The sequence below is a fragment of the Bifidobacterium sp. ESL0822 genome (genome assembly GCF_052606675.1).
Map to the genome: position 1 here is coordinate 1,279,715 of NZ_CP199596.1, position 23,292 is coordinate 1,303,006.

20 protein-coding genes and 1 tRNA gene are annotated in these 23,292 nt (G+C 54.3%); 8 read left to right on the forward strand and 13 right to left on the reverse strand.

The features are described 5' to 3' along the window. Nucleotides 1-2 precede the first annotated feature (2 nt). On the forward strand, nt 3-509 hold the full coding sequence (locus ACUIAF_RS05030; RefSeq protein ID WP_015021313.1) for a GtrA family protein: 507 nt from the start codon (nt 3-5) through the stop codon (nt 507-509). 109 nt (nt 510-618) lie between these two features. Next, nucleotides 619-966 (forward strand): phenylpyruvate tautomerase MIF-related protein, encoded by a 348-nt coding sequence (locus tag ACUIAF_RS05035; protein ID WP_445337970.1) that lies wholly within the window; start codon nt 619-621, stop codon nt 964-966. Between the two features lie 153 nt (nt 967-1,119). On the opposite strand, the gene rplI is transcribed toward ACUIAF_RS05035, so the two are convergent. The 7 genes from rplI to ACUIAF_RS05070 all read right to left on the reverse strand — a co-directional run bounded on the left by rplI (nt 1,120) and on the right by ACUIAF_RS05070 (nt 6,801). Further along, on the reverse strand, nt 1,120-1,569 hold the full coding sequence (gene rplI / locus ACUIAF_RS05040) for a 50S ribosomal protein L9 (protein ID WP_015021311.1): 450 nt from the start codon (nt 1,567-1,569) through the stop codon (nt 1,120-1,122). Between the two features lie 14 nt (nt 1,570-1,583). Next, nucleotides 1,584-1,832, reverse strand: coding sequence for a 30S ribosomal protein S18 (gene rpsR, locus ACUIAF_RS05045; protein ID WP_015021310.1), 249 nt, complete (start codon nt 1,830-1,832; stop codon nt 1,584-1,586). Between the two features lie 36 nt (nt 1,833-1,868). After that, a complete protein-coding gene (locus tag ACUIAF_RS05050) occupies nt 1,869-2,486 on the reverse strand; it encodes a single-stranded DNA-binding protein (RefSeq protein ID WP_015021309.1) in 618 nt (205 codons plus the stop codon). 123 nt (nt 2,487-2,609) lie between these two features. Further along, complete coding sequence (gene rpsF / locus ACUIAF_RS05055) at nt 2,610-2,906, reverse strand: 30S ribosomal protein S6 (protein ID WP_445337973.1); 297 nt, start codon at nt 2,904-2,906, stop codon at nt 2,610-2,612. Nucleotides 2,907-3,045: 139 nt separating this feature from the next. Next, nucleotides 3,046-4,116 carry a dTDP-glucose 4,6-dehydratase gene (gene rfbB, locus ACUIAF_RS05060; RefSeq protein WP_015021307.1) on the reverse strand — a complete coding sequence of 357 codons (1,071 nt, stop codon included), beginning with the start codon at nt 4,114-4,116 and terminating at the stop codon, nt 3,046-3,048. Between the two features lie 571 nt (nt 4,117-4,687). Continuing rightward, nucleotides 4,688-5,962, reverse strand: coding sequence for an ABC transporter ATP-binding protein (locus ACUIAF_RS05065; RefSeq protein ID WP_110416795.1), 1,275 nt, complete (start codon nt 5,960-5,962; stop codon nt 4,688-4,690). Next, nucleotides 5,962-6,801, reverse strand: coding sequence for an ABC transporter permease (locus ACUIAF_RS05070; protein ID WP_033511263.1), 840 nt, complete (start codon nt 6,799-6,801; stop codon nt 5,962-5,964). The genes ACUIAF_RS05065 and ACUIAF_RS05070 overlap by 1 nt, the downstream gene beginning before the upstream one ends. A 158-nt stretch (nt 6,802-6,959) precedes the next feature. On the opposite strand from ACUIAF_RS05070, the gene ACUIAF_RS05075 reads away from it, so the two are divergent. After that, a complete protein-coding gene (locus ACUIAF_RS05075) occupies nt 6,960-8,120 on the forward strand; it encodes an acyltransferase family protein (protein ID WP_445339162.1) in 1,161 nt (386 codons plus the stop codon). A 4-nt stretch (nt 8,121-8,124) separates the two neighbouring features. On the opposite strand, the gene ACUIAF_RS05080 is transcribed toward ACUIAF_RS05075, so the two are convergent. The 4 genes from ACUIAF_RS05080 to ACUIAF_RS05095 form a co-directional block, all read right to left on the reverse strand. Continuing rightward, nucleotides 8,125-10,137, reverse strand: coding sequence for a DUF6020 family protein (locus tag ACUIAF_RS05080; RefSeq protein ID WP_445337976.1), 2,013 nt, complete (start codon nt 10,135-10,137; stop codon nt 8,125-8,127). Between the two features lie 20 nt (nt 10,138-10,157). Further along, the gene (locus ACUIAF_RS05085) at nt 10,158-11,063 is read right to left on the reverse strand and encodes a glycosyltransferase (RefSeq protein ID WP_033511329.1); all 906 of its coding nucleotides are present in this window, start codon (nt 11,061-11,063) and stop codon (nt 10,158-10,160) included. Between the two features lie 26 nt (nt 11,064-11,089). Continuing rightward, entirely contained in the window at nt 11,090-12,787 is a 1,698-nt protein-coding gene (locus tag ACUIAF_RS05090; protein WP_445337978.1) for a glycosyltransferase, read from the reverse strand. A gap of 314 nt (nt 12,788-13,101) precedes the next feature. Beyond that, a complete protein-coding gene (locus ACUIAF_RS05095) occupies nt 13,102-13,803 on the reverse strand; it encodes a metal-dependent transcriptional regulator (protein ID WP_445337980.1) in 702 nt (233 codons plus the stop codon). 176 nt (nt 13,804-13,979) lie between these two features. On the opposite strand from ACUIAF_RS05095, the gene ACUIAF_RS05100 reads away from it, so the two are divergent. The 3 genes from ACUIAF_RS05100 (at nt 13,980) to ACUIAF_RS05110 (ending at nt 17,400) form a co-directional block, all read left to right on the forward strand. Next, nucleotides 13,980-15,422, forward strand: coding sequence for an Nramp family divalent metal transporter (locus ACUIAF_RS05100; RefSeq protein ID WP_445337982.1), 1,443 nt, complete (start codon nt 13,980-13,982; stop codon nt 15,420-15,422). 321 nt (nt 15,423-15,743) lie between these two features. Further along, a complete protein-coding gene (locus tag ACUIAF_RS05105) occupies nt 15,744-17,186 on the forward strand; it encodes a catalase (RefSeq protein WP_445337984.1) in 1,443 nt (480 codons plus the stop codon). A 126-nt stretch (nt 17,187-17,312) separates the two neighbouring features. Continuing rightward, nucleotides 17,313-17,400, forward strand: a tRNA-Ser gene (locus ACUIAF_RS05110). Nucleotides 17,401-18,006: 606 nt separating this feature from the next. On the opposite strand, the gene ACUIAF_RS05115 is transcribed toward ACUIAF_RS05110, so the two are convergent. Together ACUIAF_RS05115 and ACUIAF_RS05120 are read right to left on the reverse strand one after the other, a co-directional pair. After that, a complete protein-coding gene (locus ACUIAF_RS05115; protein ID WP_445337986.1) occupies nt 18,007-19,440 on the reverse strand; it encodes a DHA2 family efflux MFS transporter permease subunit in 1,434 nt (477 codons plus the stop codon). A gap of 63 nt (nt 19,441-19,503) precedes the next feature. Further along, complete coding sequence (locus ACUIAF_RS05120) at nt 19,504-19,953, reverse strand: MarR family winged helix-turn-helix transcriptional regulator (protein ID WP_445337987.1); 450 nt, start codon at nt 19,951-19,953, stop codon at nt 19,504-19,506. 617 nt (nt 19,954-20,570) lie between these two features. Here ACUIAF_RS05120 and ACUIAF_RS05125 point away from each other — a divergent pair. Next, complete coding sequence (locus ACUIAF_RS05125) at nt 20,571-21,008, forward strand: MarR family winged helix-turn-helix transcriptional regulator (protein ID WP_445337989.1); 438 nt, start codon at nt 20,571-20,573, stop codon at nt 21,006-21,008. Then, nucleotides 21,005-23,278, forward strand: a complete 2,274-nt coding sequence (locus ACUIAF_RS05130) for an ATP-binding cassette domain-containing protein (protein ID WP_445337991.1) — start codon at nt 21,005-21,007, stop codon at nt 23,276-23,278. Before ACUIAF_RS05125 ends, ACUIAF_RS05130 begins: the two co-directional genes overlap by 4 nt. Nucleotides 23,279-23,292 lie beyond the last annotated feature (14 nt).

Here is a 23,292-nt window from a genome sequence, read left to right on the forward strand (position 1 = left end):
CCGTGCGTAGATTAATCGGACAGCTGCTCAAGTTCGGCATCGTGGGCGTCATCGCCTTTCTGATTGACATCGGCATCATGAACCTGCTGATCATGGGGCCACACCTGAACAATGTCCTGGCAGGAGCTATTTCCTTCCTGATCTCTCTGGTCTTCAACTATCTGGCCAGCATGCGTTACGTCTTCAAGCATCGGGAGGACATGGCCCGGTGGATGGAGATGACGGTCTTCCTGGTCTCCTCGGTCATCGGTCTGGGAATCAACGAGGTGATTCTATGGTTGGGTACCGCCATGCTGCCATCGGATGCCATCACCACCATGCACGCCCGCTATCTGCTCTACTCAAATATCGCCAAAATCACGGCCACCGTGGTAGTGGCCATCTGGAACTTCCTGATCCGCAAGTGGCTGCTGGACGCACCCGCGCCCGACAAACCTGTCAACACGCGTTCGGTGGCCCATCGTCTAGGAGCCTGGTCCCTGCGTCATCGTCCCTTCGGCTGGCGCTGAGCTCGTTCCACCCGGTCGAGGCTACTATGGGACGGGAATAGTCAGCCATCCGTCAGGCGGATCGAATCATTCTGATTGGTCATGCCTGACGGACAGGAAAGGAAGCATCATGCCCGTTATCCACACTCATGTGAGCACACCCATCACCGCCGAACAGCGCGAGCGGATCAAGACCGCCTATGGCAAGGCCATCACCGCCGTCCCCGGCAAGTCCGAGGGCTGGCTCATGTGCCCCTTCGAGTCGGACATGCCCATCTACTTCGGTGGTGACGACAGCAAGCCCGCAGCCTATGTGGAGGTCAACGTCTTCGGCAGTGACGTGCCCAAGTCCGCCTGGGAAAATCTGACCAAGACCATCATGGACGCGCTGGAATCGGAGCTGTCCATTCCTAAGGACCGTACCTACATCCGTTACACGGCCACTACTGACTGGGGCTGGAACGGCGGCAATTTCTAAATTGAATAATCCGCTGTAATACATAAGAAGGCCTTCCCGCGCATAATCTGCTGCGGGAAGGCCTTCTGCTTAAGCCCTGATCCCTATTTCAAAAGGATCGCTATGTGATGATCGGGGTCGGCGAGTTGGAAACCAACACCGACCCCAGGTTTGCTACTCTGCGACGACCTTGACCGTGAAAGCGGCCGAGATCTCAGGATGCAGGGCTACGGTGGCCGGGAACTCGCCGGTGGCCTTGATGGTCTCCACGGAGATGGCGCGGGGATTCACATCGGCCAGGGGGCGAAGAGCCTGGGCGATGGCATCGTTGGAAATGCCGCCGAAGAGCTTGCCCGAATCGGACACCTTGGCAGCGATCTCGACGGTCTGCCCATCAATGGCGGCCTTAGCAGCCACGGCATCCTCACGGGTGGCCATGGACTTGGCGCGACGGGCCCGCTGCAGGGACTCGATCTGCGCAGCAGCGCCCTTGGACCAGGCGAAAGCCAGGCCCTGAGGAATCAGAAAGTTGCGCGCATAACCAGGCTTGACGGCGACAACGTCGCCCTTGTGGCCCAGATCGGTCACGGTATCGGTCAGAATAACCTTGGTTTCCTTTGCCATAATCCGGACCTCCCTCAGCGACCGTTGGTGGCGTAAGGCAGCAGGGCCATCTCGCGGGCGTTCTTGATCGCCTTGGAAATCTCACGCTGCTCCTGGACGGTGACGCCAGTGATACGGCGGGAACGAATCTTGCCACGGTCGGAGATGAACTTGCGCAGCAGAGCCACGTCCTTGTAATCGATGGTATGAATCTTGGCGGCCCTCAGAGGATTTGGCTTCTTCTTGAAGGGCTTGACCGGCGGTTGCGGCCTTTTACGTGACATTGGTACTCCTTAAATGAATGATGACGCTATGAAACTTCAGAATTCGGGTTCGTCCCCGGAACCACCGAACTCGCCGGTGGACCCGAAGGATCCGAAGGAATCGCCGGATCCGGTCGATGACCATGGATCCTGAGCGGGAGCCTGTTGGTTCTGCGCTGGCTGCTGACGACCCATGGGGGCCGATGCCGCGCCGGCGCCACCCTGGTAGGATGCCCCACCCTGGTAGCCGCCGTTGTTGGAGCCGGCGAAGCCACCACGGGATCCACCGCCACCAGTGTTGGCGTTCCTGGTGACCTGGGCAGTATTCCGTGTCAGTGCGGGTCCAATCTCGTCCAAACGCAGCTCCACGACCGTGCGGTTGTTGCCCTCACGATCCTGATAGGAGCGCTGCACCAGACGACCCTGGGCAATCACCCTCATGCCCTTGGTCAGGCTGGCCTGAATGTTGGAGGCCATGGGACTGTATGTGGAGTCCCAGGCCGAGCAACGCATGAAGAGCGAGTCGCCGTCCTCCCACTGCCCCGAGTTCCTGTTGAACTGCCTGGGCGTGGACGCGATGGTCAGGTTGGCCACCGTGCCTCCGTTGGAGGTCGTACGCACCTCCGGATCCGCAGTGAGATTACCCACCACGGTGATGTATGTATCTCCCGCCATGTCACGACCTTTCCTCGGAATGAGGACTTGGGAATGGGCCTGCTGGGGCGAATCCCGCACCCTTGGACCTTCGACGCGGGGCGTGAATGTCAGCCGACGCTTCGACGTCCTTTTGTTATTTGCTTACTTGTCATCCTTGCGAAGAATCTTGGTGCGGATGACGGACTCGTTCAGGTTGAGCACACGATCAAGCTCAGCGCTGGCGGAAGGCTCGCAGGTGTACTCGACCACCACATAGTTGCCTTCCCTGTGCTTGTCAATCTCATAGGCCAGCTTGCGACGGCCCCAGACGTCGATGTTGTCGACGGAGCCGCCTTCCTTGGTGACCACCTCGAGATACTGGTCGGTCAGCTTCTTCAGCGAGCGCTCATCCATGGCCGGATCGGCAATGAACATCAATTCATACTTATGCGCAGACATCACCCACCTCCTTTGGACTTACAGGTCACGGACCTTCCGTGACAGGAGGGTGTATTGCACGCCACCAGTGGCAGAACAATCCTCTGACCACGACGGTAACCCGGCTAGTTTACATCCAGGGGTGGTACAGCCACAAATATCAGTGTCCCTGTTCCCGATAGCGGGCCTCGACCGCCTGCTTGTCATCCGCCCACCACCTGCGGTGACGACGATACCAGTCGATCGTCTCTGCCAGACCCTGCTCGAAATCTCGGTGCAGAGGCTGCCAATCGAGCTCCCGCCGTATCTTTCCGGCATCGATGGCATACCTACGATCACCTCCAGGGCGGTCTGCCACCAAATCGAATTCGTCTGGCCGGCGCCCCATGAGGCGCAGAATCATCCTGAGCACCTCCATGTTGCTCAACTCGCCATCCGCGCCGATAAGGTAGGTCGATCCAGGCGCTCCATGGACCAGGATGCTCCAAATGGCCCGGCAATCATCCTCCACGTGAATCCAATCCCGGATCGCTCGACCATGCCCATAAATCCGCGGACGGATTCCTGACAGGATGTTGGTGATCTGCCGTGGAATGAACTTCTCGATGTGCTGATAGGGGCCGTAGTTATTGGAGCAGTTGGAGATGGTGACCCGGGTCCCATAGGTGCGACACCAAGCTCGCGCCAGATGGTCAGCCCCAGCCTTGGTGGCCGAATATGGGCTCGATGGCCGGTAGGGGCTGGTCTCAGTGAAGCGGTCCGGATCATCGAAGTCGAGATCGCCGAAAACCTCGTCAGTGGACACCTGATGGAAGCGCAGGTCGTGGCGACGGGCCGCCTCCAGCAGAACATAGGTGCCATAGAGATTGGTCCTGATAAAGGGCGCCGGATCCTGGATGGAATTGTCATTGTGCGATTCGGCTGCGAAATTGACGATGGCATCAACACGAAACCGGCGGATGGCACGATCCACGGATTCGGCATCGCAGATATCGGCATGGACCATGTCGATCCGATCGGGAATAAGGCCATGGAGGTTGTCCATCTTGGCTGCATAGGTGAGCAGATCGTACACCACGATGTGCGTGTCGGGATGCCGGGACAGCACATAGCGCACAAAATTCGTGCCGATGAATCCGGCACCCCCCGTCACCATCAGGCATGAGGGACCGCTTGATTCACAGCCGCCGACTCTGTCCGCATGACGTTCAAACTTCTTACCCTCGCTCATCACCAAGTACCCGTTCCCACTCGTCTGAGAGCAACGCATAGATGTATCAATCTGTGGCCTATACTGCCAAGTCACAGGAACTCTCACGTGCTACGGTGACGGAATTACCATTATTCTCTGCATTAATCCTACCGAGATCGATCATACATTCGGCTCACTGCACATGGGAACCTTATGAATAAAACAAATGTTTTCCAATATTTTTCAAATTCGTACTGCTCGTCTCAATGTAGAGGTCGGCAATGAGCGAGTTCGAAGCCGATGACACTGCCAGACATGCCAAACCAGACCCGGGTCAGCTCGTGCCCACTGATAAATCCTTCACACATTCATGGAACCTTGCACATCCACACCACGAAACCATAATGACGGCATTCTCACTGAAGCTCTGGCATAGAGGCCAAAGGTATAGAGGTCAGCAGGAACCATAAGCAATCAGACAATGTACGCAACCCTATACGTCGGCAATCAGGATTAGAGAGCAGACCTTATCAGAAGTATCCATGCTTGCTCGGCCCATATCAGCCTATAAATTCCTGACTTTTGAGAAAGAGGCACACATGACAATCAGCTATAGGGATTCCCCGCCCAGCACTTTGATTTGCAGACCGCGATCGCTCAGCATCGCATAGTCCCTATTCCGCTTGTCACGAATGGCAAAGACACACGAATTTTCATCGCTAGTAAATGCGATCATCTGCGTCGGAGCATCTTTATCCGTCTGTCCGGAATCATTGACGCGCAAGGAAACGACAAGACGGAACTCGCCATTGTTGAAAATGTTCAATGGCATCGAGCAATGCACTATTCGATGACCACAACCTTTCAAAGGAATGGAACCTGTGTCATAGGCAATACCGCCGCGTCGGGTGTCGTGCATGGCAATAGCCATATAGAGATGGTCATATTGTGCACATTCGTATTCCACATCGAAGCGGAGGATATCTGAACTCTTGCAGACCGACGATGATACCGGGTAGGAACGCAGGGTGGGGACCTGGGCGCTAAGACCAGTTGGATACTCGTTCTCACCCAACTTATCATTATCGGATTGTTGGTCCGTATTCTTAAGATTCTCCAAGGTGTATCGATTGGCTACATCATCCTTGTCGCCATTGATCACCACATGGCCATCTTTGATCAGGATTGCCCTGTCGCAGTACTTCTTCACGGCGCCCATGTCATGGGTGACGAGGATGACCGTCTTGCTGGGATCCTTCTTGACTTCGGTGAAGTAATCATCGCATTTACGCTGGAAGGCCTCATCGCCGACCGCCAGGACCTCGTCCAGGATCAGTATGTCGCCTTGGGCCTTGATGGCAACGGAAAAAGCCAGACGCACCTGCATGCCGCTGGAGTAGTTCTTCAGTTTCTGATCCATGAACTCGCCCAGCTCAGCGAAATCCACGATGTCATCGTACATGTCATCGACCTCGCTGCGGGTGAATCCCAGCAGCGCTCCGTTCAAGTAGACGTTCTCGCGACCAGTCAGCTCCGGGTTGAAGCCCACGCCCAATTCGATAAAGGGCACCAGTTTGCCTGTATAAGAGATATGGCCGCGCTCAGGATAGTAGATGCCCGAAATCAGCTTGAGCAGGGTTGACTTGCCGCTGCCATTGCGTCCGACAATTCCGAAAAAGTCGCCCCGGCGCACCTGGAAGGACACGTCCTGCAGCACCTGCTGCTCCTTGTATCCCTTGATTCCTCGGGTCCAGTTGATAAAGGCCTGTTTGAGTCCTGTGGCTTGTTCGGTAGGCAGCCGGAAGACCTTGTCCACATGCTCCACTGACAGGACCACGGGCCGATCGTCTTTTTTCTGACGGATTGCTTCCCCAGCCTTGCTCATCACATCACCTCGGCGAATTTGTGATTGTACTTACGGAATACGCATACACCCAGCACCACCATGATCACGGTGAGCAGGATGGGGATCATGGTTATGTATGGATTGCCGACCTGATTCCACACAGTCGGAGTGGTTTCCGGAGCGATGAACGAATGCCGGATATCCTGGATGGATTGCGCAATGGGGTTGAGCAGGAGCAGCTTGGCTACGACGGGGCCCCACCAATGGTGGATTCCCGACACCGCTGTCAGAGGATAGATGACAGGAATGGAATAGAAGATCACCTGTTGCAAAACGTCCCAGATATGCGACACATCACGGAAGTAGACGTACATGGTAGCCATGATCAGCGTGAAGCCCAAAGCCAGAATATACAGCTGGAATACGCTAATGGGCAGCAACAGAACCCTCCAAGTGAAATGCACCCGGCAGAAGATGGCAAAGATGAGAACCACGATCAGGTTGATGCCGTAACTGATCAGCGCCCCCATGGTGGCCGACACGACCACAATGTAATTGGGGAAATGCACCTTACGCAGGAGGTCGCCACGATCCACAATAGAACGCAGGCCTATGGAAGTTGACTCGTTGAAGAACTGCCAGGAGCTGATGCCCAGAAGCAGCACGACGGGATAGGTCGGCGTGCCATCGGTCATCCTGAGGAATTTGGCGAAGACCAGATACATGACCACGAAGAGCATCAAGGGCTGCAGGACCGACCAGGCCACGCCAAGGAAGGATCCCTGATACCTGAGCTTGAAATCGGTCTTGACAAGTTCACGCAGGATAACCAACGAATAGTGGTATCGCTGGCGTAATCTATCTACGATGCTTCTCACAAACGTACAGACTACCAAACAGCCGTGAAAGATATCCTTCCATCTCTGCATCCTCACAAATAACAACGGCTTGTTGACACTTTTCAGTCACTGCTTCAGGTAGGCACCAAGCATTATCCTGTGACATATTCATGTCAGCTCGATGGGAGATCATAGTGATGTCTCAACCGGATAAGGTAACAGGCCGATCAGCCCGCAACCTCAATATCGAACTCCTGCGCATATTGGCAATGCTGCTGGTCGTCTATTGCCATATGATCATCCACGTTGATTTCACCAATGGCACCTCACGCATCGTGTTACCCATGTTTCCAGGATGGAAATCCGCGATCAGCTTCACCATCGTACAGTACGGTCAGGTTGGCGTTTCAATCTTCTTCATGATCTCAGGATACTTCCTTGTTAAGAAGCAGTTTTCATGGCGGCGAATTTTCTCGACCTGGTTCCAGATGTTTCTCTACGCAGCTCTATGCCTAGTAATTGCAATCATTGCCAAGCAATTCCGACCCCTGCCCTTTGGCACCAATGAGCTGCTATCTGGTTCCCAGACCCTGGATACAGTCCTATGGAGTTTATTCCCATTTTTGTACAACAGCTACTGGTTTATAGATGCGTATATTCTCATGCTGCTTCTTAGCCCATTCATCAATACTGTATATGCGCACATGTCCCGGAAGCAGATTCTTGCGCTGATCGCTCTTCTCATGTTCATCGGTACATGGCCCCTGTTTTTCGGCAGAGCCAATCACTGGAACAACGTAGTATATGCCGTTCTGGGATACATCATCGGCGCTTATATCCAGACCTACCGAGATTCGTTGCAAGCCATATCAAATGGTGCGCTGGCCATCTGCACGGTCTTATGCACAGCACTCATGCTGGGGTTCAATCATTTTGTCTTGTCGGAATCATACTGGGCACAGAGACTGACCTGGACGGCACAAATCCATGAGGGCCTGCAAATACTGCCTATCTGCATTGCATTTTGCCTTTTTGTGGCAGCCTGTCGGCTTCCGCAGCTCCGCCTCCCGCACAGATGGAGCACTTTCCTACTGCAGGTTTCAGCAGGGACCTTCGGTGTCTACCTCCTGCATGAGAACACATTCGGTTTCCGATTTATCTGGGGTGTCGTCGCCTCTTGGCTACCAAACATATCAGGCAAAATAAGCCTAATCCTGATTTTCGTAATCACTGGCCTGTTGACTTTTGCAGTTCTTGATGCAATAGCCATGCTCGTTGACCGAATGCTTGCCTACCCTTTGCGGAATCTCGTCATTGGCAAGGTTCAACGAATTCAAGGACCTGACCATAAGAGCTGATAGGTCATCTTTTAGCTGGTGCTGCCTGCTCAAGATGCAACTCATGACGTTCCACTTCGACGAATGGCACTGCAATCGTCAGCGCAAACATGAAAAGGAAACAGAGCGAATATCTGGAACTACTCGCAGCCAATAGCAACAGACTGCACCAGTTCACAACGCTGGGAATTAGATACAGCATGTTCCGGTACCGTTTGTTCGCCACAACAAGCGCCATAGCCATCAGAGGCAGCCATACCGTATATAAAGCTTCACTGCCCAGGAAGGAGAATGGGGGTAGCTTATTCAAAGCATCATTTAATGGAATGCCGATCTTTTCCTGCGTATAACTGGGCTTGCATTCAGAGTACCCCGGAAGTATCTTATAGCCACCGGCCTCCCACCAACCACAACGCACAGGACCGCTGTAATAATAGGTATCCCCAAAAACAAATGAATCTACCAAGTACGGTACTGCGGCAATGTAATCCTTGGGGTACTGGAAGAAAAGCCGGACCCAAGTCTTGATAAATTGCATCCTGTCTTCAGAGCTCGAATTTATCTTGTACCCATAATGCTTGGCGTAATCGGCTGAGCTGTCCCTCCATTGCGGCTCCATACGTTTAATGTCCACAACTTTATCGATTGCCTGTCGGTCAGATTCGGACAATTCATCTTTATGGACCATTGCTACTTTCGATAGCTGCTGAATAGGAACAGAAAGAGCCTCTTGAGGCCCTCCAGGTGCGATGTCCAAGGCAGGAAGGACCACCATCGGCACAAATCCCATCACCAGCACAGCTGGAACTAACATAGACAGAAACAAGGAAATGATTTGTTTTCTTAGAAAAATAATTAGCAGCAAGAGCGACAGGGTTGTGACGTAAATACCAGTTTTTTTAGTTAGTCCAGAAAGCACGCCCAGCACTATCAGGCACGTCACCAGTTTCCAACCGATTGCTTGATGATTGCCGCATCGATAGAGAGCTTCAAAAAAAGCGACAAGCCACAACAAAAAGATTGGAATCCAGGTCGAGTCCTTGACAATCGTACTCATATACATGGGGAAGGCCGGCAAAAAAGCCGCTAGACACCAGCAGATGCAGACACAGGAGTCCGGAAGATTAGTGCGCTTTCTAAGCCAGATGAAAGACACCACAAGAGCAAATGCGGTTGCAATACTTTGCAGCACAATCAGAATGCAAAAGCCGAGAATCTCATGGCCAAGCCACAATCCAAGCTCATCAAAAAACCCATACAAGTAGGTATCCGCAAAAGGATGATGATCCTGTCCCGCATACCCTGGCAATTCAACCATCATTATGGGATCCCAGACATGATCGGTACGAAACTGGATCAATTGGACCATAGTGTCAAGGCCAAGTTTCGCGGGCCCCTGGATTATTAGCATTGGTGTCCAACAAAGGACCATGGCAACAGTGGCTAAAACCAAATGACCAGATGCACCATCAAATAGTCGGGCCCCTCTTCCCCAGATACTGTCGTGCCCTGGAGTAGTAATGGCATCCCCATCCTCGGGTTTTCCGGATTCACCTAAATCAGCCGCCTTGTGCATTAACCAACAAATGCCGACAGCAAGTGCGGAACCTATAGACAACACTTGAACAAGTGCCACCAACCAAAAAATAGGTTCTTGCCATCGAGGTACACCGCCCAAATAGTTTGGATAGGAGTTAAAAGGCGTGATTGCCTGCTTCATTAGCCGAGGGAGAACAACAGTGAAAGCCAAAAAGCAGGCAACGATGGAAGCCGTTAGACGATTCCGCCTTTCTGCTTTTTCAAATTCAGGATAAAGTTTGTAAAATAAAAACCCTATTCCCACGGCAAGTGCGGCAGAACCCACCTGGCCAACCTGGGCAATGGAGTCTAAGCCTAGTGCCGCCAGATTGCCGAAATTATCGAAAGCCGAAGAATCCACGTTCCTAAACGTCAGGGATTGGGCCGCAAGGATTCCAATGCCCACAGACAAAAGACATCGCGTTTTGCCGAATCGCGCTCTTTCCTCCACCAAAGCCATGTAAATCCCCTCTGGACCGCTTATAGTTGCGGATAATCAATCGAAGGGTTGAACCGTATTGCTTCGACCATCTTCTTGTACATTTGACAACGCAACTTCTTATCAACTCCCCCAGAGCGCATGGCATACCTAACCTGGGCGCAGAAGAGCAAATAATGCACCAGACTCTTGTGATGCAATCTATAAGATCCCTGATTGCGAATACCATAGGCGAATTTCCAGGCATTCTTCTCATTGATCATCGAGAAATTGACTCCCTTGTTCTCGCCCATATCGTGCACCACTACGCTATCGAGAACCTGAACTCCGGGGCAGTCTCCACTGATGCGCCGTGTATATTCGGCATCGTCAAACCAGATGAAGTACTCCTTGTAGGGCAGACCGTAAGCCTCCATGACCCAACGTGGTATGAGTACCGATACAAAAGATGCCTGATTGATCAGCACAAGATCCCTAAGCCCCATAGCTCGGAGCCTGCCCCAATCCCAGGTTGGCTCAGGATTGTTCATTTCCGAGATGGTTCCGTCAATATATTTGATCAAGGAGCACGCAAAGGGAATATCTGGGCTGAAGGCCGTAGCGGCACGCTCATATCCCTGAAGCAATTTCTCCAAGGCATCCGGGGCGGGATAGCCATCGTCATCGAAAATCCAGACGTAATCCGCACCCATTCGGTATCCCTCGCGCATACCCGCAGAGAAACCACCAGCCCCACCGACATTTTCCGCCAGAGTGACAATACGAAGTTCTGTCCTGCCCTCTAGCGGAAATGAATTCTTATATTCATCCAAGTAATCCGCTGTCCCGTCCGTCGAAGCATTGTCTACGATGATCAGGGCCTTGGGCAGAAGGGTCTGCGCCTCCAAGGAGGCAAGTACCTTCTTCAATTTCGCAAGACGGTTGAAAGTGACAACAACGGCGGCCACATTCTGCTGGTTAACTGGAGTATTTATCACTTTGCCCATTCTCCCAACATTCGCGTGAAGAAGGAGTCAGCTGATTCCTTCCTCGAAAACTCCTGGAGCCTTTCCAGCTCAACCTCCCACAACCGCCTGCGGTCCTCTTCACTATCATCCATCCGTCGCAAGGATCGATCAGCCTGCCTGACCAGCTCCAGCGATTGTCGTGGCAACAGCCCCTGAGATGGAACCAAGGTCGACTGTGAGCCGACATCGGCGCTCAACACAGGCATACCCTGACTGATGGCCTCAATGGTCGTAAGGGTAATGCCTTCGTTAATCGAAGTAACGAGCAGGGCATCTGCCCAATCATAAGTTTCGGAAACCGGCCGAGAGACATCACGGCGTTCTACGGCATTATCCAGGCCGTACTTCTTCAGAAGCTTGGACACTTCCGAATCCATATCGCCACTGCCGTGCATGATGAATCGGAAACAGCCGGGATGATGACGTTCTAGTGTTCTGGCAACGTTGATAAAAGCCTCAGGTCGCTTCTGCCTGGTCATTCTCCCTACGAAGGCCACGTGGAAGACATCACGCTGCACCCGATCCTTATACCTCGGATGCATTTGGTCGGCGGTTAGACCGACCAAAGGTGCCATGACCACTTTTTCCTCTGCTATTCCATGACGATTTACCAACCAATTTTGCAACTGGGGTGAAATGACATGGTGCAAATCAATATATGGGTCGCGGCTCACGCTTTGGTTCGGGTACCCACCCCGATCGTGGTATTCAAGAATATGCAGAGAATCAACAATGAACGTACTCGGATAATACCGCTTAATCCACCAGAGACGGTCGTACATCCACTGATTGTGATGAATCATAACTCCGCGAATATTGTATTGCTCAAACAATGCCCTGAGCAGCGGTACGTCGCCAATACTTTCTTGTGCCGGAAAAGTTAGATTAATGACGAGGGCATCATCCAAGTCCTTACTTACAATCCAAGGTTGATGACTGTCATTATTGGTAATGACGATAGGCAAGAACCCTGCCTTACGGGCAAGAGCCACTGTTTCCATGGCCCAACGCTCAGCTCCTCCGGGCTGTAGCCAATGCATGGCTATGATTACAGCTTTGGGAGCCGAAGAATCCGGTTGGCTTGGTTCAACAGGCTGATAGGGGTGATGTATGGCCTTATGAGCGAACAACTCGTTAATTGATTCAGGATGATATACCCTAATATCTTTATAGCTCGCCTTTTCACGAATCTTCCTGAGCAGTTCACGTATTTGATCGAACAGCAGAGGGAAATGGAACTCACAGTAATTGTAAATCTGGTTTCGCATAGGCAGTCGGGATGATAGATGCCGACTCTTGACCGTCATATCTGTAGCATCGTCCGGAGTCAAAAGTATGTAGCGCTCATTCCAGTCGACTATCTGATGATGCAGGTCAAAGTAATGAGGCGTGAAGGCCGTCTTGGGTTTGGATACTGACCTGGCTTTGAACTCAATCATTGGTTTAAGACCAGCATCCTTGGTCAGCGAACCATTCAGGGTCGAGGTATCGGTTAAGCGGGGATACTGCCAGTCCTCACCCATGTAGATCCGATAGAGGAGTTCTCGGTTGGGCTGCATCAATGAATGGTAGTTGACTGCGGAAATAATCAAACGACACTGCCGTTTGCTCAAGCCATTAAGTTGCTTCCAGATATCAGGTCCGGTTTCAAATAGCTTCTGCATGTGGTTAATAGTAACTTGAGCGTGGTACGCAGTTCTGATATGTAACTCGCTATTACCCATAAGTTTCATAATCCCAAGAAATACTCACACCAAACTTCGCTATATGTTATTTATCCAATAAAGTCGCTACAGTCATGCGCTCATCATGCTGTATCGCAGAAAATTACAGGCAGATCCAACTCATGAAGGACCCCTGAAATATCTCCAGCAATAACCCGATGGCTATTTACTCGCATAGCGCACAGACAGCACGAGGCCGACCTCAGTGAACAGTAACGCTGTTCAGTACGACAAATCACCGAGTGGTTCTTTGCTCAGTCAAGACTGACCTGAATCAGTGCGGCCTCTTCTTTGGACAGCACTAGGAAGTCCCCCGAAGTCGAGCTGGTTGTGGAAGGCATATCCATCAGACTTATGGCTAATTCATCATCAGCCTGCCGACTTTCCACCCACACCAGACAGCCAGGTCCTATATGGTAATTGCCGAGCGTGCGCAGTATTCGTGAATCCTCATCGCTGACTCGTTGCACACGTACCTTCGAACCGGAGGATACTTCTGAAAGGGGCCTTGTAGTCGTGGGCATAGGGGGGAGATTCCCTGCGGCCGAGGGTATGAGATCACCATGTGGATCAGCTGTGGGGTGTCCCAGATAGTCGTCAATGCGGTCGATCATTTTATCGGAGACGGCGTGCTCAAGGCTGTCAGCCTCCTCATGCACCTCATCCCAGCCGTAACCGAGGACCTGCACCAGGAAGGTCTCCAGCAGTCTGTGGCGCCGAACCATGGTGACCGCATAGCGGCGACCGGTCTTAGTCAGCTCCACCTTGCCGTAAGGCCTGTGAGTGACCAGACCGGCATCGACCAGACGGCCCAGAGCACCGGATACCGTCGACTGCTTCATGCCCGTCCTATCGGCCACCGCAGTGGGTTGGACGGGGCCCTGATCCCACTCCTGAAGATCCCAGATGACCTTGAGATAATCCTGGGCGCTGGAAGACAGTTCGGCAATTCCCATGTTGCACAGTCTATAGCACAGCTCCTCAGCACGACCCGCAGGTAACCCCTGCAGGCATATTTCGACATTGTCACGAATAACCTCTGGTAATCTTCATCGAGCGCCATTAGACTTCGAAGGGTCGAAGTCTATAACCAGCCACACGACCGCCATGGTCCAGAATCAAGGAAGGTGACATGCCGAACACTCAGACCCGACCCGCCTCAGGGTCCGCCAGTCCAGCCGGATCCGAAGTCAGGACTCCGCCATCCAGTCGGCAGCGCCAATCCCACCCCATCATCGAGACGGCCAATGGGCGTTCCCTGGAGGAAATCAACGCCACGGTCTCCGTCCCCAACTCGACATCCTCTTTCTGGAAAAACCTGGCAGCTTTCTCCGGCCCTGGCGCTCTGGTAGCAGTCGGTTACATGGACCCGGGCAACTGGATCACATCCATCGGCGGCGGCGCCCAGTATGGCTACCTACTCATGAGCGTCATCCTCATCTCCAGCCTGATCGCCATGATGCTGCAGTACATGTCGGCCAAGCTGGGAATCGTGACCGGTCTGGATCTGGCGCAGGCCACCCGCCAGCACACCAGCCGTCGGCTCAGCTTCGCCCTCTGGATCTGTACGGAGCTGGCTGTGATGGCCACCGACATCGCGGAGGTGATCGGCGGGGCCATCGCCCTGAAACTTCTCTTCGGCATTCCGCTGATCCTAGGCGTAACGCTGACCGTCCTGGATGTGCTCATCCTCCTGCTGCTGACCAAGATCGGCTTCAGACGCATCGAGGCCATCGTGGCCACACTGATCCTGGTCATCATGGCGGTCTTTCTCTACGAGGTCTTCCTGGCAAGACCCGACCTGCCCGCGGTCTTCCGCGGCTTCATCCCCGACAAGGCCATCCTGGGCAACGGCCAGCTGACCATGGCTCTGGGCATCGTGGGCGCCACGGTCATGCCCCACAACCTCTACCTGCACTCATCCATCGTCCAGACCCGCGACTTCGACCGAAGCGATGACCGTCAGGTTGCCAACGCGGTCCGCTTCGCCACCTGGGATTCCAACATCCAGCTGTCCGCCGCCTTCGTGGTCAACTGCCTGCTACTGGTGCTGGGTGCGGCCATGTTCTTCGGACATGGCGAGGGGCTGGATACCTTCACGGCCCTCTACAACGCCCTTGGCGACAAGACCATCGCCGGTCCGGTCGCCTCCGGTCTGCTCTCCACCCTCTTCGCAGTAGCCCTGCTGGCCTCGGGCCAGAACTCGACCATCACCGGCACCTTGACCGGGCAGATCGTCATGGAGGGTTTCATCCGCATGAGGATCCCCCTCTGGCTGCGCAGGCTGGTCACCCGTGTGATCTCCATCATCCCCGTACTGATCTGCACCATCGCCTTCGGCGGCAAGGAGTCCGCCCTGGATAGCCTGCTGGTTTACTCCCAGGTCTTCCTGTGCGTGGCCCTGCCCATATCCATGATCCCCTTGGTCTGGTTCACCTCCTCCAAGAAGATCATGGGCAAGTACGCCAACCCTCGATGGATGGTCTTCCTGGCCTGGATTGTCGTAGCCGTCCTGACCGGGCTCAACCTCCAACTGGTCATCCAGGATGTGGGCGAACTGATACAGATGCTCTGAGCGCCAGTGTTCTGATGAGAGCCGCCGCCATTTGCCGAATGAATGAGGCAGTGCCGGCGGCTTTCCTATAATTCTGTCTGCATCAGACCCATCACCCTTAGGGTTCATAAAGCACTGGCTTGATTAGTGAGATATCTGACTCTCGCTCAGCGCGCATATCCACCAACTCCCTTGCCTGTCAGATACGGTGGATGATAGCAGGATTTTATCAAGGGTCTTGCTATCAGCGATCGAGCGGTTAACCAGGAGTAAGGTCCCGGACCTGGCCCGCATGGGACCGTCAATCGCAACAATCAAAGATGTAAGAGGAATCGAGCAGACATGAACGACAAACTCACCACCAACGAAGGGCAGCCCTGGGCAGACAACAACCATAGCCAGACGGCGGGGACCCGCGGGCCCATCCTCATGCAGGACTACCAGCTCCTCGAAAAGCTGGCCCACTTCAACCGCGAGCGCATCCCAGAGCGCGTAGTACACGCCAAGGGGGCTGGAGCCAAGGGAAGTTTCACCTTGACCAAGGACATGAGCGCTTACACCAAGGCCGACGTATTCAACGGAGCCGGCAAGACCACGCCCATCCTGTTGCGCTTCTCCCAGGTGGCCGGTGAATCCGGCTATCCCGACACCCTGCGCGACGTCCGCGGCTTCGCCTTGCGCTTCTACACGCAGGAGGGCAACTATGACGTAGTGGGCAACAACACCCCAGTATTCTTCGTCAACGACCCCCTGAAGTTCCCCGACTTCATCCACTCGCAGAAGCGCGACCCGGCCACCCACCTGCGCAGCCAGGAGATGCAGTGGGACTTCTGGTCGCACTCACCAGAGTCTGTGCATCAGGTGACCTACCTGATGGGCGACAGGGGCAACCCGGCCAGCTATCGGAACATGAACGGCTACGGAAGCCACACCTTCAAGTGGGTCAATGCCAAGGGCGAGCAGTTCTGGGTCAAGTACCACTTCCTGAGCGAGCAGGGCGTAAAGAACATGACCGATGAGACCGCCGCCAAGGTCGCCTCCGAGGACACGGACTTCCTCCTACACGATCTCTACGATGCCATCGACCGGGGCGACTACCCGAAGTGGAAGGTCTGCATACAGATCCTGCCCTACCAGGAGGGCCTGGACTATAAGGACGATATCTTCGACGTGACCAAGGTGGTCTCCAAGAAGGACTATCCGCGCATTGAAATAGGCGAGTTCGTGCTGGACACCAACCCGACCAACTATTTTGACGATGTGGAGGAGGCGGCCTTCTCCCCCGCCAACTTCGTTCCCGGCATCGAGCCCTCGCCCGACAAGCTGCTGCAGGGCCGCCTGTTCGGATACAAGGACGCAGAGCGTTACCGTCTGGGCGCCAACTACGAACAGCTGCCTATCAACCGACCGGTCAACGAGGTCCACAACTACGAGCGGGATGGGTTCATGTCCCAGGGGCAGGACGGATCAGTCAACTACGAGCCCAACAGCAAGGGCGGCCCCGTGGAGGATAACGATGCCCGTATGCACGGCGATGCCGTCCAGGGGCAAACCGAGTACTCCCGCCCCTATGACAAGGACTACTACTCCGCGGCCGGCCGTCTCTACAGGCTGATGAGCCCGGAGGAGAAGGACCGCCTGATCCAGACCATCAAGAACAACCTGGGATCCGTTGATGACCAGGAAATCCAGGTTCTTGAGACCAGGCAGTTCTACCAGGCCGACCCTGACTACGGCCAGCGGGTGGCCGAGGCCCTTGGCCTTTCCATGGATCAGATCAAGTAGAACATCAGCAGGGCGGGAACTGCTGGCGACACGTCTGGACTGGCCTGCAATCCCCGCCCTGTGTTACTATTTCCTAGTTGCCTTGATAAGGGTCACGTAGGCTACGGCCCCGTTCATTGCAGCCCTGGAGGATTCGCCTAGTGGTCTATGGCGCACGCTTGGAAAGCGTGTTGGGTTCACGCCCTCACGAGTTCGAATCTCGTATCCTCCGCCAGCGGAGTCTTGGACAGTGGCCCAAGACTCTTTTTGTATGCGCAATATCGGCATCACCATCCTTTGCGCTGTCTATCCTGTTCCTTTCCACTATGTCTGGTCTTAGCAAGTCGTTTACTATAGTGAGCTAGGCGGTCTTGTTACGATAAGGCGCCTGATCACCTAAGTACTTGGCAAGACAGGGATGTCTGGAGGCGACAAGACGCTGCGAGCAGAGCGAGACAAAGAAAGTTCAAGGCCATGCCGTTGAAGACTTACGGCAAATGTGAGAGAGGATACGCTCAGCCCCGTCACCAGCTACAAGTTGGCACCCATAGATCTTTGCGACGGGTGATCTTACTTAAGCGAATCACCGGTCGTTTCCTGGACAGGCTGATAGGCGCCTCTTCTGGTCTGAGCGCTGAGTGCGTCCACAGCAGACTGAAAGTTATACGATCTGCAAATGTAATGATCGGCATCATATCAATTTCCATTTCGTACATCTATATAAGCGTCATACCTTTTTAAGTATCAAATTATGACCGATGCCTGTATCCCTGCTCGTTGGCATCATGAGCCAATCGATGTCAGCAACGGTCCCTGCTTTGAAAGCGAAAAGACACCTTTCTCACTCAGTCGCAGTTCTATTCGGTTTAAGAAAGAGCGAGCCGCATAGGCCGATCAGGGCTATGACTGCAAGGAAGATGAAGGCCCATTGGTAGCCCTGGTCGAGAGCCTGGGCTGTCGTGGCTCCACTGAGACTGCCACGCTGGGCACCGATGGTTACGATCATCATAGCGGCGGCCGTACCGAGCGAACCGCCCACCTGACGGACAGTCGAGGCAGCCGCGTTGCCATGAGCCGTAAGTTCCGTCGGCAGAGCGTTGATGCCCTCGGTGAAAGTAGTCATCATGACCAGTGCCACTCCTGCCAGGCGCAGAGCATAACAGGAGGCGATAACGATAAGACTGGTAGCGGTGCCGAACCATATCATCGGCAAGGTTCCGGCCAACAGCACCGCATACCCCAAAAGGGAAATCTTCCTCGCCCCGATTCTTTGGTAGATCATCCCGGAGAGAGGGTTGAATATGCCCATGACAATGGCTCCCGGCAACATGACCAGACCAGAGATGAGCGCGCTTGACCCGCGCGTATTCTGCAAGTAAAGAGGAAGGACCAGCTCCACCCCGACCATGGCGACGTTACTCAGGGTGCTCAGCAGGCTGGTCAGATTGAAGGTGAAGTTCGTGAAGACACGCAAATTCACCAGCGGAGACTCCAGAAGCAGCTGACGCCGACAGAACAGGGCCACCACCAGCAAGCCGGCCAGAAGCAATCCGAGGTCAAGCACTGAGGCACCGCCCGCCTCCCCAATGGCGGACAGGGCATGAAGAATGAGCCCGAAACCTAGGCAGGAATATACCACGGAAGGCACGTCCAGCCGGGTTCTCACCTGGCGGTTGACCGTATAGACCAGGAAAAACGACGCCACCAGGATCGCGGCGCTCAAGGCAGCAAGCAGCACAAACAAGGCCCTCCAGGACCAGTGCTCCAAAACAAACCCCGAGAGCGTGGGGCCAACCGTGGGACCCAAGGCCACCACCAGACCCACCACGCCCAGGGCCACACCGCGCCTATCCGGCGGGAAAAGCAGCAGTACCACATTCTGAATGAAAGGCATCAACGATCCAGCGGCCACAGCCTGAATGATTCTGCCCGCCAACAGCAGCGGGAAATGCCCTTCGGAGAAGACACAGACCAGGGAGCCCGTCAGGAAAATAGCCATCATGGCCATGAAGGTGTGCTTGGACCGGAAGTTAGAAAACACCCAAGCCGATACAGGTATCATCAGCCCCACCACCAGCAGATAGGAGGTGCTCAGCCACTGTGCGGTGGATTGGGACACATGGAATTCCGCCATAATGGTAGGCAGAGCATTGTTAAGGAAAGTCTCCGCCATCAAGGCCAGGAAGGCCCCTGCCAAAAGCGTGCCCATCATCGCAGTACGACTTCCCCTAGCCCCGCCTTTGCTGCCTTTCCCCTTGCCGCCATCCTTATTCATACCGCATCCTCCCCGTCCTTCACCGGCTCGGTCCAAAGCCTGCATGCTCCGACTAAAAACAGATCAGGATTCCATATTTCTAATGATCCGTTCCAGGTAGCCGACCAGCTGTCTGCTCTCCCGCTCATCGAACCCTTTCAAGGCAAGCTTGCCCGTGGCCTCTAATACATGCCGGATCTCTACCTGGTGGGCGTTCAGCTCCTTGCGCGCATGTCCGGTAAGCTCAAGAACCATCTGACGTCGGTCATCAGTCTGTGGCTTTGCCGTCAGCCATCCTGCCTTGACCAGCCGTTTGACAACTCCCCGAACCGTGGGATGGCTCAAACGGAACCTGTCGCCCACAGTCTTCTGTGTCACCTCCAGGCCCTCATGCTCAAACAGGTAATAAACCATGACAAATTGGGGACCAGTCAGATTGGGAAAGATGCTCCGCACACACTCATTCATGTGCTTTTCCAGCAGAGTGTTGGCTATTTTGACCAGTCCCTCTGGCCGCTTCTCCGAGAGCTCCAAAAGTTACCGCCTCCCTAAAATGTAGCGTGCTACATTATTAACAAAGAAAGCCTGGCTGTCAAATCAAAGAACTACAAAACCTATCCAACAACGTTCGTAATACAGGAGACGAGGGGATGCTCGAGCCAAAGAAGAGCCATAGCTCAGCCTCTCCGACCGGTGGACATGCTGGCTTACCTGGCATTGAGGTGTCAGTATCGTCGTTCTGCATAACCGACCGACTAAGCAAAACTGATAGGGCGATAAGTTGACACTCCGTCCCACCACCCCCTGTCAACAAATCACGAGCCTTGAGTCCCATAGCCCCTCTTTGCCTTAGAGCGACCGATACAAAGAACCGCTAACCCGCCTCAAGGGATCCACCCGGCAAACACACGCCTACTCTCATGCAAGAAGCTCTTTCGAGCAGCAATGGAGGCATGGAAGAGCGTCCTTTGCACAGAAAGGTCCGATTAAGCGTTCCATGAAATATCCTGCGCTATTTCAACAAAACACAGCGAATATCGAACCTCCTGAGACCCGACTTCATCGGTCCGATACAGTCAGACAATACCGAAGCCAGAGCGTAGCTGCCTATCTGGGAGATAGATAGTTTCCAATATGATATAGTTTCTATAATGAAATCAAATAAGCCGTCCTCCCTCTACGATGCTCTCATGTATCTGCAGTGCGAATTCGTGGCGGAGCGCAACAGGGTCAACCCGGGAAACATAACCTGGCAACAGTTCGACATCCTCACCGTTCTGCGCACCGGAGCGTCCATGCCCTCACAGATCGGCCGAAGGCTCGGCATGAGCCGATCCAAGGTCTCCAAGAACCTTAGTACGCTGCGCAATCTCGGATATATCAGGCAGACGCCCGATACTCGTGACCGGCGAGAGCTGGAGACCAGCCTGACTCAGGATGGCCGAGACATGCTCAACATCATTGATCAACAGCATAAGACCCTCGAGGAAGATGCCCGACAGGTCTGGTCCGAAGACGAGCAGGAAGAGTTCGTTGCTCTTGCCAACAGGCTCATCACCAAGCTGCGCAAGGAGCGAGTCGCCCAATGAGGACCGAGTGCATTCTTATTGATCGAGCTTCCACGCACAACCTCAAGCAGGTCTCGCTGTCCATACCCAAACGGGCCATCACCGTGGTCACCGGCCTGTCGGGTTCAGGAAAGTCGTCTCTCGTGTTTTCCACTCTTGCTGCCGAATCACAGCGCATGATCAACCGCAGCTATAGCACCTACATTCAGCAACTCCTGCCCAAGTATGAACCTGCGGAAGTCGCGCGTATCGACAACCTGCCCTTCTCCATTGCCATAACCCAAAAGCAGCTCTCGGGCAATGCTCGCTCAACCGTAGGCACCTACACTGATATCTACACTGCCCTGCGCCTGCTGTTCTCCCGTATGGCCCAGCCCTTCATCGGGTACTCCATGGCGTATTCCTTCAACAATCCTGCGGGAATGTGCCCGACCTGCCAGGGGCTGGGAACTGTGCGCAGTCTGGTGCTTGATCGCCTGCTCAATATGGATCTTTCGCTGAACCAGGGAGCCATCGACTTTCCCACCTTCCAGCCGGACGGCTGGAGACTGACCAGGTATACGGATTCAGGCTACTTTGACAACGATCTGCCCCTGCGGGAGTGGACGAGCGGCGACCTTGACCTTCTGCTCTATGGCAAGAAGCAGAAACCGGCACACACTAGTCCCAACTGGCACAAGACGGCCATGTATGAGGGGTTGGTGCCCCGGATCACCAAGACCTTCATCAACCAAAACGGCGACAAGTACCAGCATGAGCTGGAGCAGATTACGCGAATCACCCAGTGCCCCGACTGCCAAGGGGCCAGAGTCAACGCCAGGGTGCGCTCGGCCAAGATTGACGGACTGAACATAGCTGACTGCTCAGCCATGAGCGTGGCAGACCTGCAGGAATGGCTCGGGAAGATTCATGACGATCAAGCTGAGACCATTCTGCAGGACCTAATGCGCAAGATAGCCAACCTGATAACGGTTGGTCTGGGCTACCTGAGCCTACAGCGTGGCACCTCTACGCTTTCCGGAGGAGAGGGACAGCGTCTGAAAATCGCCAATTGCCTGAACAGCTCTTTGAATGATGTTCTCTGCATCTTTGACGAACCGAGCGTTGGCTTGCATCCCCATGACCTGACTGGGATCAAGAAAATCTTTGAGGGCTTACGGGACAAGGGCAATACGGTGGTGATCGTGGATCATGACCCCGAGCTCATCGCCATTGCGGACCATATCGTCGACATGGGGCCAGGGGCAGGCAGTGAAGGCGGACGGATCGTCTTTGAAGGGAACTATCAGTCTCTGCTGAGAAGCGGCACAGCAACTGGCAGAGCCCTGGCAGATCCAGGCGTGGTAAATGAACCATCGGTGCCTTTGCATGGCTTCTATACAATAGACAAGGTCACTGCCCACAACGTCAGAGAAGTCCACGCCAAGATACCCCGGCAAATGCTTACTGTGGTGACCGGAGTGGCCGGCTCAGGTAAGAGCACGCTGATCAGGGAAGGCTTCATGGCTCAGCATGATGCCATACTCCTGGACCAGAAGCCGATCAAGGCCAGCGGACGCTCCAACCTGTTGACTTACTTGGGTGTCTTCGACCCGCTTCGCAAGGCCTTTGCCAAGGCCACGGGCAAGTCCGCTTCGCTCTTCTCGTTCAACGCTGCCGGAGCCTGTCCGGTCTGCAAGGGCAAGGGGGTTGTCACCCTGGATATTGCCTACTTGGGCGACACCAGCACTGTCTGCGAAAGCTGCCGCGGAACCAGGTATTCAACACAGGCTCTGTCTGCCAGATATCGCGGCCTCAGCATCGCTCAGGCGCTGAAATTGACTGCCAGCGAGGCCGTGAATCGATATCGTGAGGTGCTGGGCCCAGCCATGATAGCCCTGGAAGATGTCGGGCTGTCTTATCTATCCCTTGGGCAGGCTCTCGATACACTCTCGGGCGGTGAGTTGCAACGTCTCAAGCTGGCCAAGCTGCTCAAAGACGGAATTCATGAGACCCTGATTTTGGATGAGCCTACCAGCGGCCTGCATGAATCCAACATCCTGCAGCAGATTGCCCTCTTGCACAAACTCATCACCAATAAAAATCTGACTGTTGTCGCCATAGAGCATAACCTGCGCTTCATCGGTCAGGCCGACTGGGTGATCGACATGGGCCCAGGAGCCGGAAGCGCGGGTGGCAAGGTCTTGTTTGAAGGAACTCCGCTTGCACTGATGCGCCGCAATGACACTCCTACGGCCCAAGCCATGAATACCTATTTCGGCTTTATCAAGGATGCCGCGGTGCAACCATAGGCTGCTGCATTCAA

Excerpts from the sequence above, each read along its gene's own strand:
- ACUIAF_RS05105 (WP_445337984.1), top strand. The coding sequence starts at position 15,744 with ATGAACGACAAACTCACCACCAACGAAGGGCAGCCCTGGGCAGACAAC.
- ACUIAF_RS05130 (WP_445337991.1), top strand. The coding sequence starts at position 21,005 with ATGAGGACCGAGTGCATTCTTATTGATCGAGCTTCCACGCACAACCTC.
- ACUIAF_RS05100 (WP_445337982.1), top strand. The coding sequence starts at position 13,980 with ATGCCGAACACTCAGACCCGACCCGCCTCAGGGTCCGCCAGTCCAGCC.
- ACUIAF_RS05035 (WP_445337970.1), top strand. The coding sequence starts at position 619 with ATGCCCGTTATCCACACTCATGTGAGCACACCCATCACCGCCGAACAG.
- ACUIAF_RS05050 (WP_015021309.1), bottom strand. The coding sequence starts at position 2,486 with ATGGCGGGAGATACATACATCACCGTGGTGGGTAATCTCACTGCGGAT.
- rfbB (WP_015021307.1), bottom strand. The coding sequence starts at position 4,116 with ATGAGCGAGGGTAAGAAGTTTGAACGTCATGCGGACAGAGTCGGCGGC.
- rpsF (WP_445337973.1), bottom strand. The coding sequence starts at position 2,906 with ATGTCTGCGCATAAGTATGAATTGATGTTCATTGCCGATCCGGCCATG.
- ACUIAF_RS05125 (WP_445337989.1), top strand. The coding sequence starts at position 20,571 with ATGAAATCAAATAAGCCGTCCTCCCTCTACGATGCTCTCATGTATCTG.
- ACUIAF_RS05090 (WP_445337978.1), bottom strand. The coding sequence starts at position 12,787 with ATGCAGAAGCTATTTGAAACCGGACCTGATATCTGGAAGCAACTTAAT.
- ACUIAF_RS05115 (WP_445337986.1), bottom strand. The coding sequence starts at position 19,440 with ATGAATAAGGATGGCGGCAAGGGGAAAGGCAGCAAAGGCGGGGCTAGG.
- ACUIAF_RS05095 (WP_445337980.1), bottom strand. The coding sequence starts at position 13,803 with ATGGGAATTGCCGAACTGTCTTCCAGCGCCCAGGATTATCTCAAGGTC.
- rplI (WP_015021311.1), bottom strand. The coding sequence starts at position 1,569 with ATGGCAAAGGAAACCAAGGTTATTCTGACCGATACCGTGACCGATCTG.
- ACUIAF_RS05075 (WP_445339162.1), top strand. The coding sequence starts at position 6,960 with ATGTCTCAACCGGATAAGGTAACAGGCCGATCAGCCCGCAACCTCAAT.
- ACUIAF_RS05065 (WP_110416795.1), bottom strand. The coding sequence starts at position 5,962 with ATGAGCAAGGCTGGGGAAGCAATCCGTCAGAAAAAAGACGATCGGCCC.
- rpsR (WP_015021310.1), bottom strand. The coding sequence starts at position 1,832 with ATGTCACGTAAAAGGCCGCAACCGCCGGTCAAGCCCTTCAAGAAGAAG.
- ACUIAF_RS05080 (WP_445337976.1), bottom strand. The coding sequence starts at position 10,137 with ATGGCTTTGGTGGAGGAAAGAGCGCGATTCGGCAAAACGCGATGTCTT.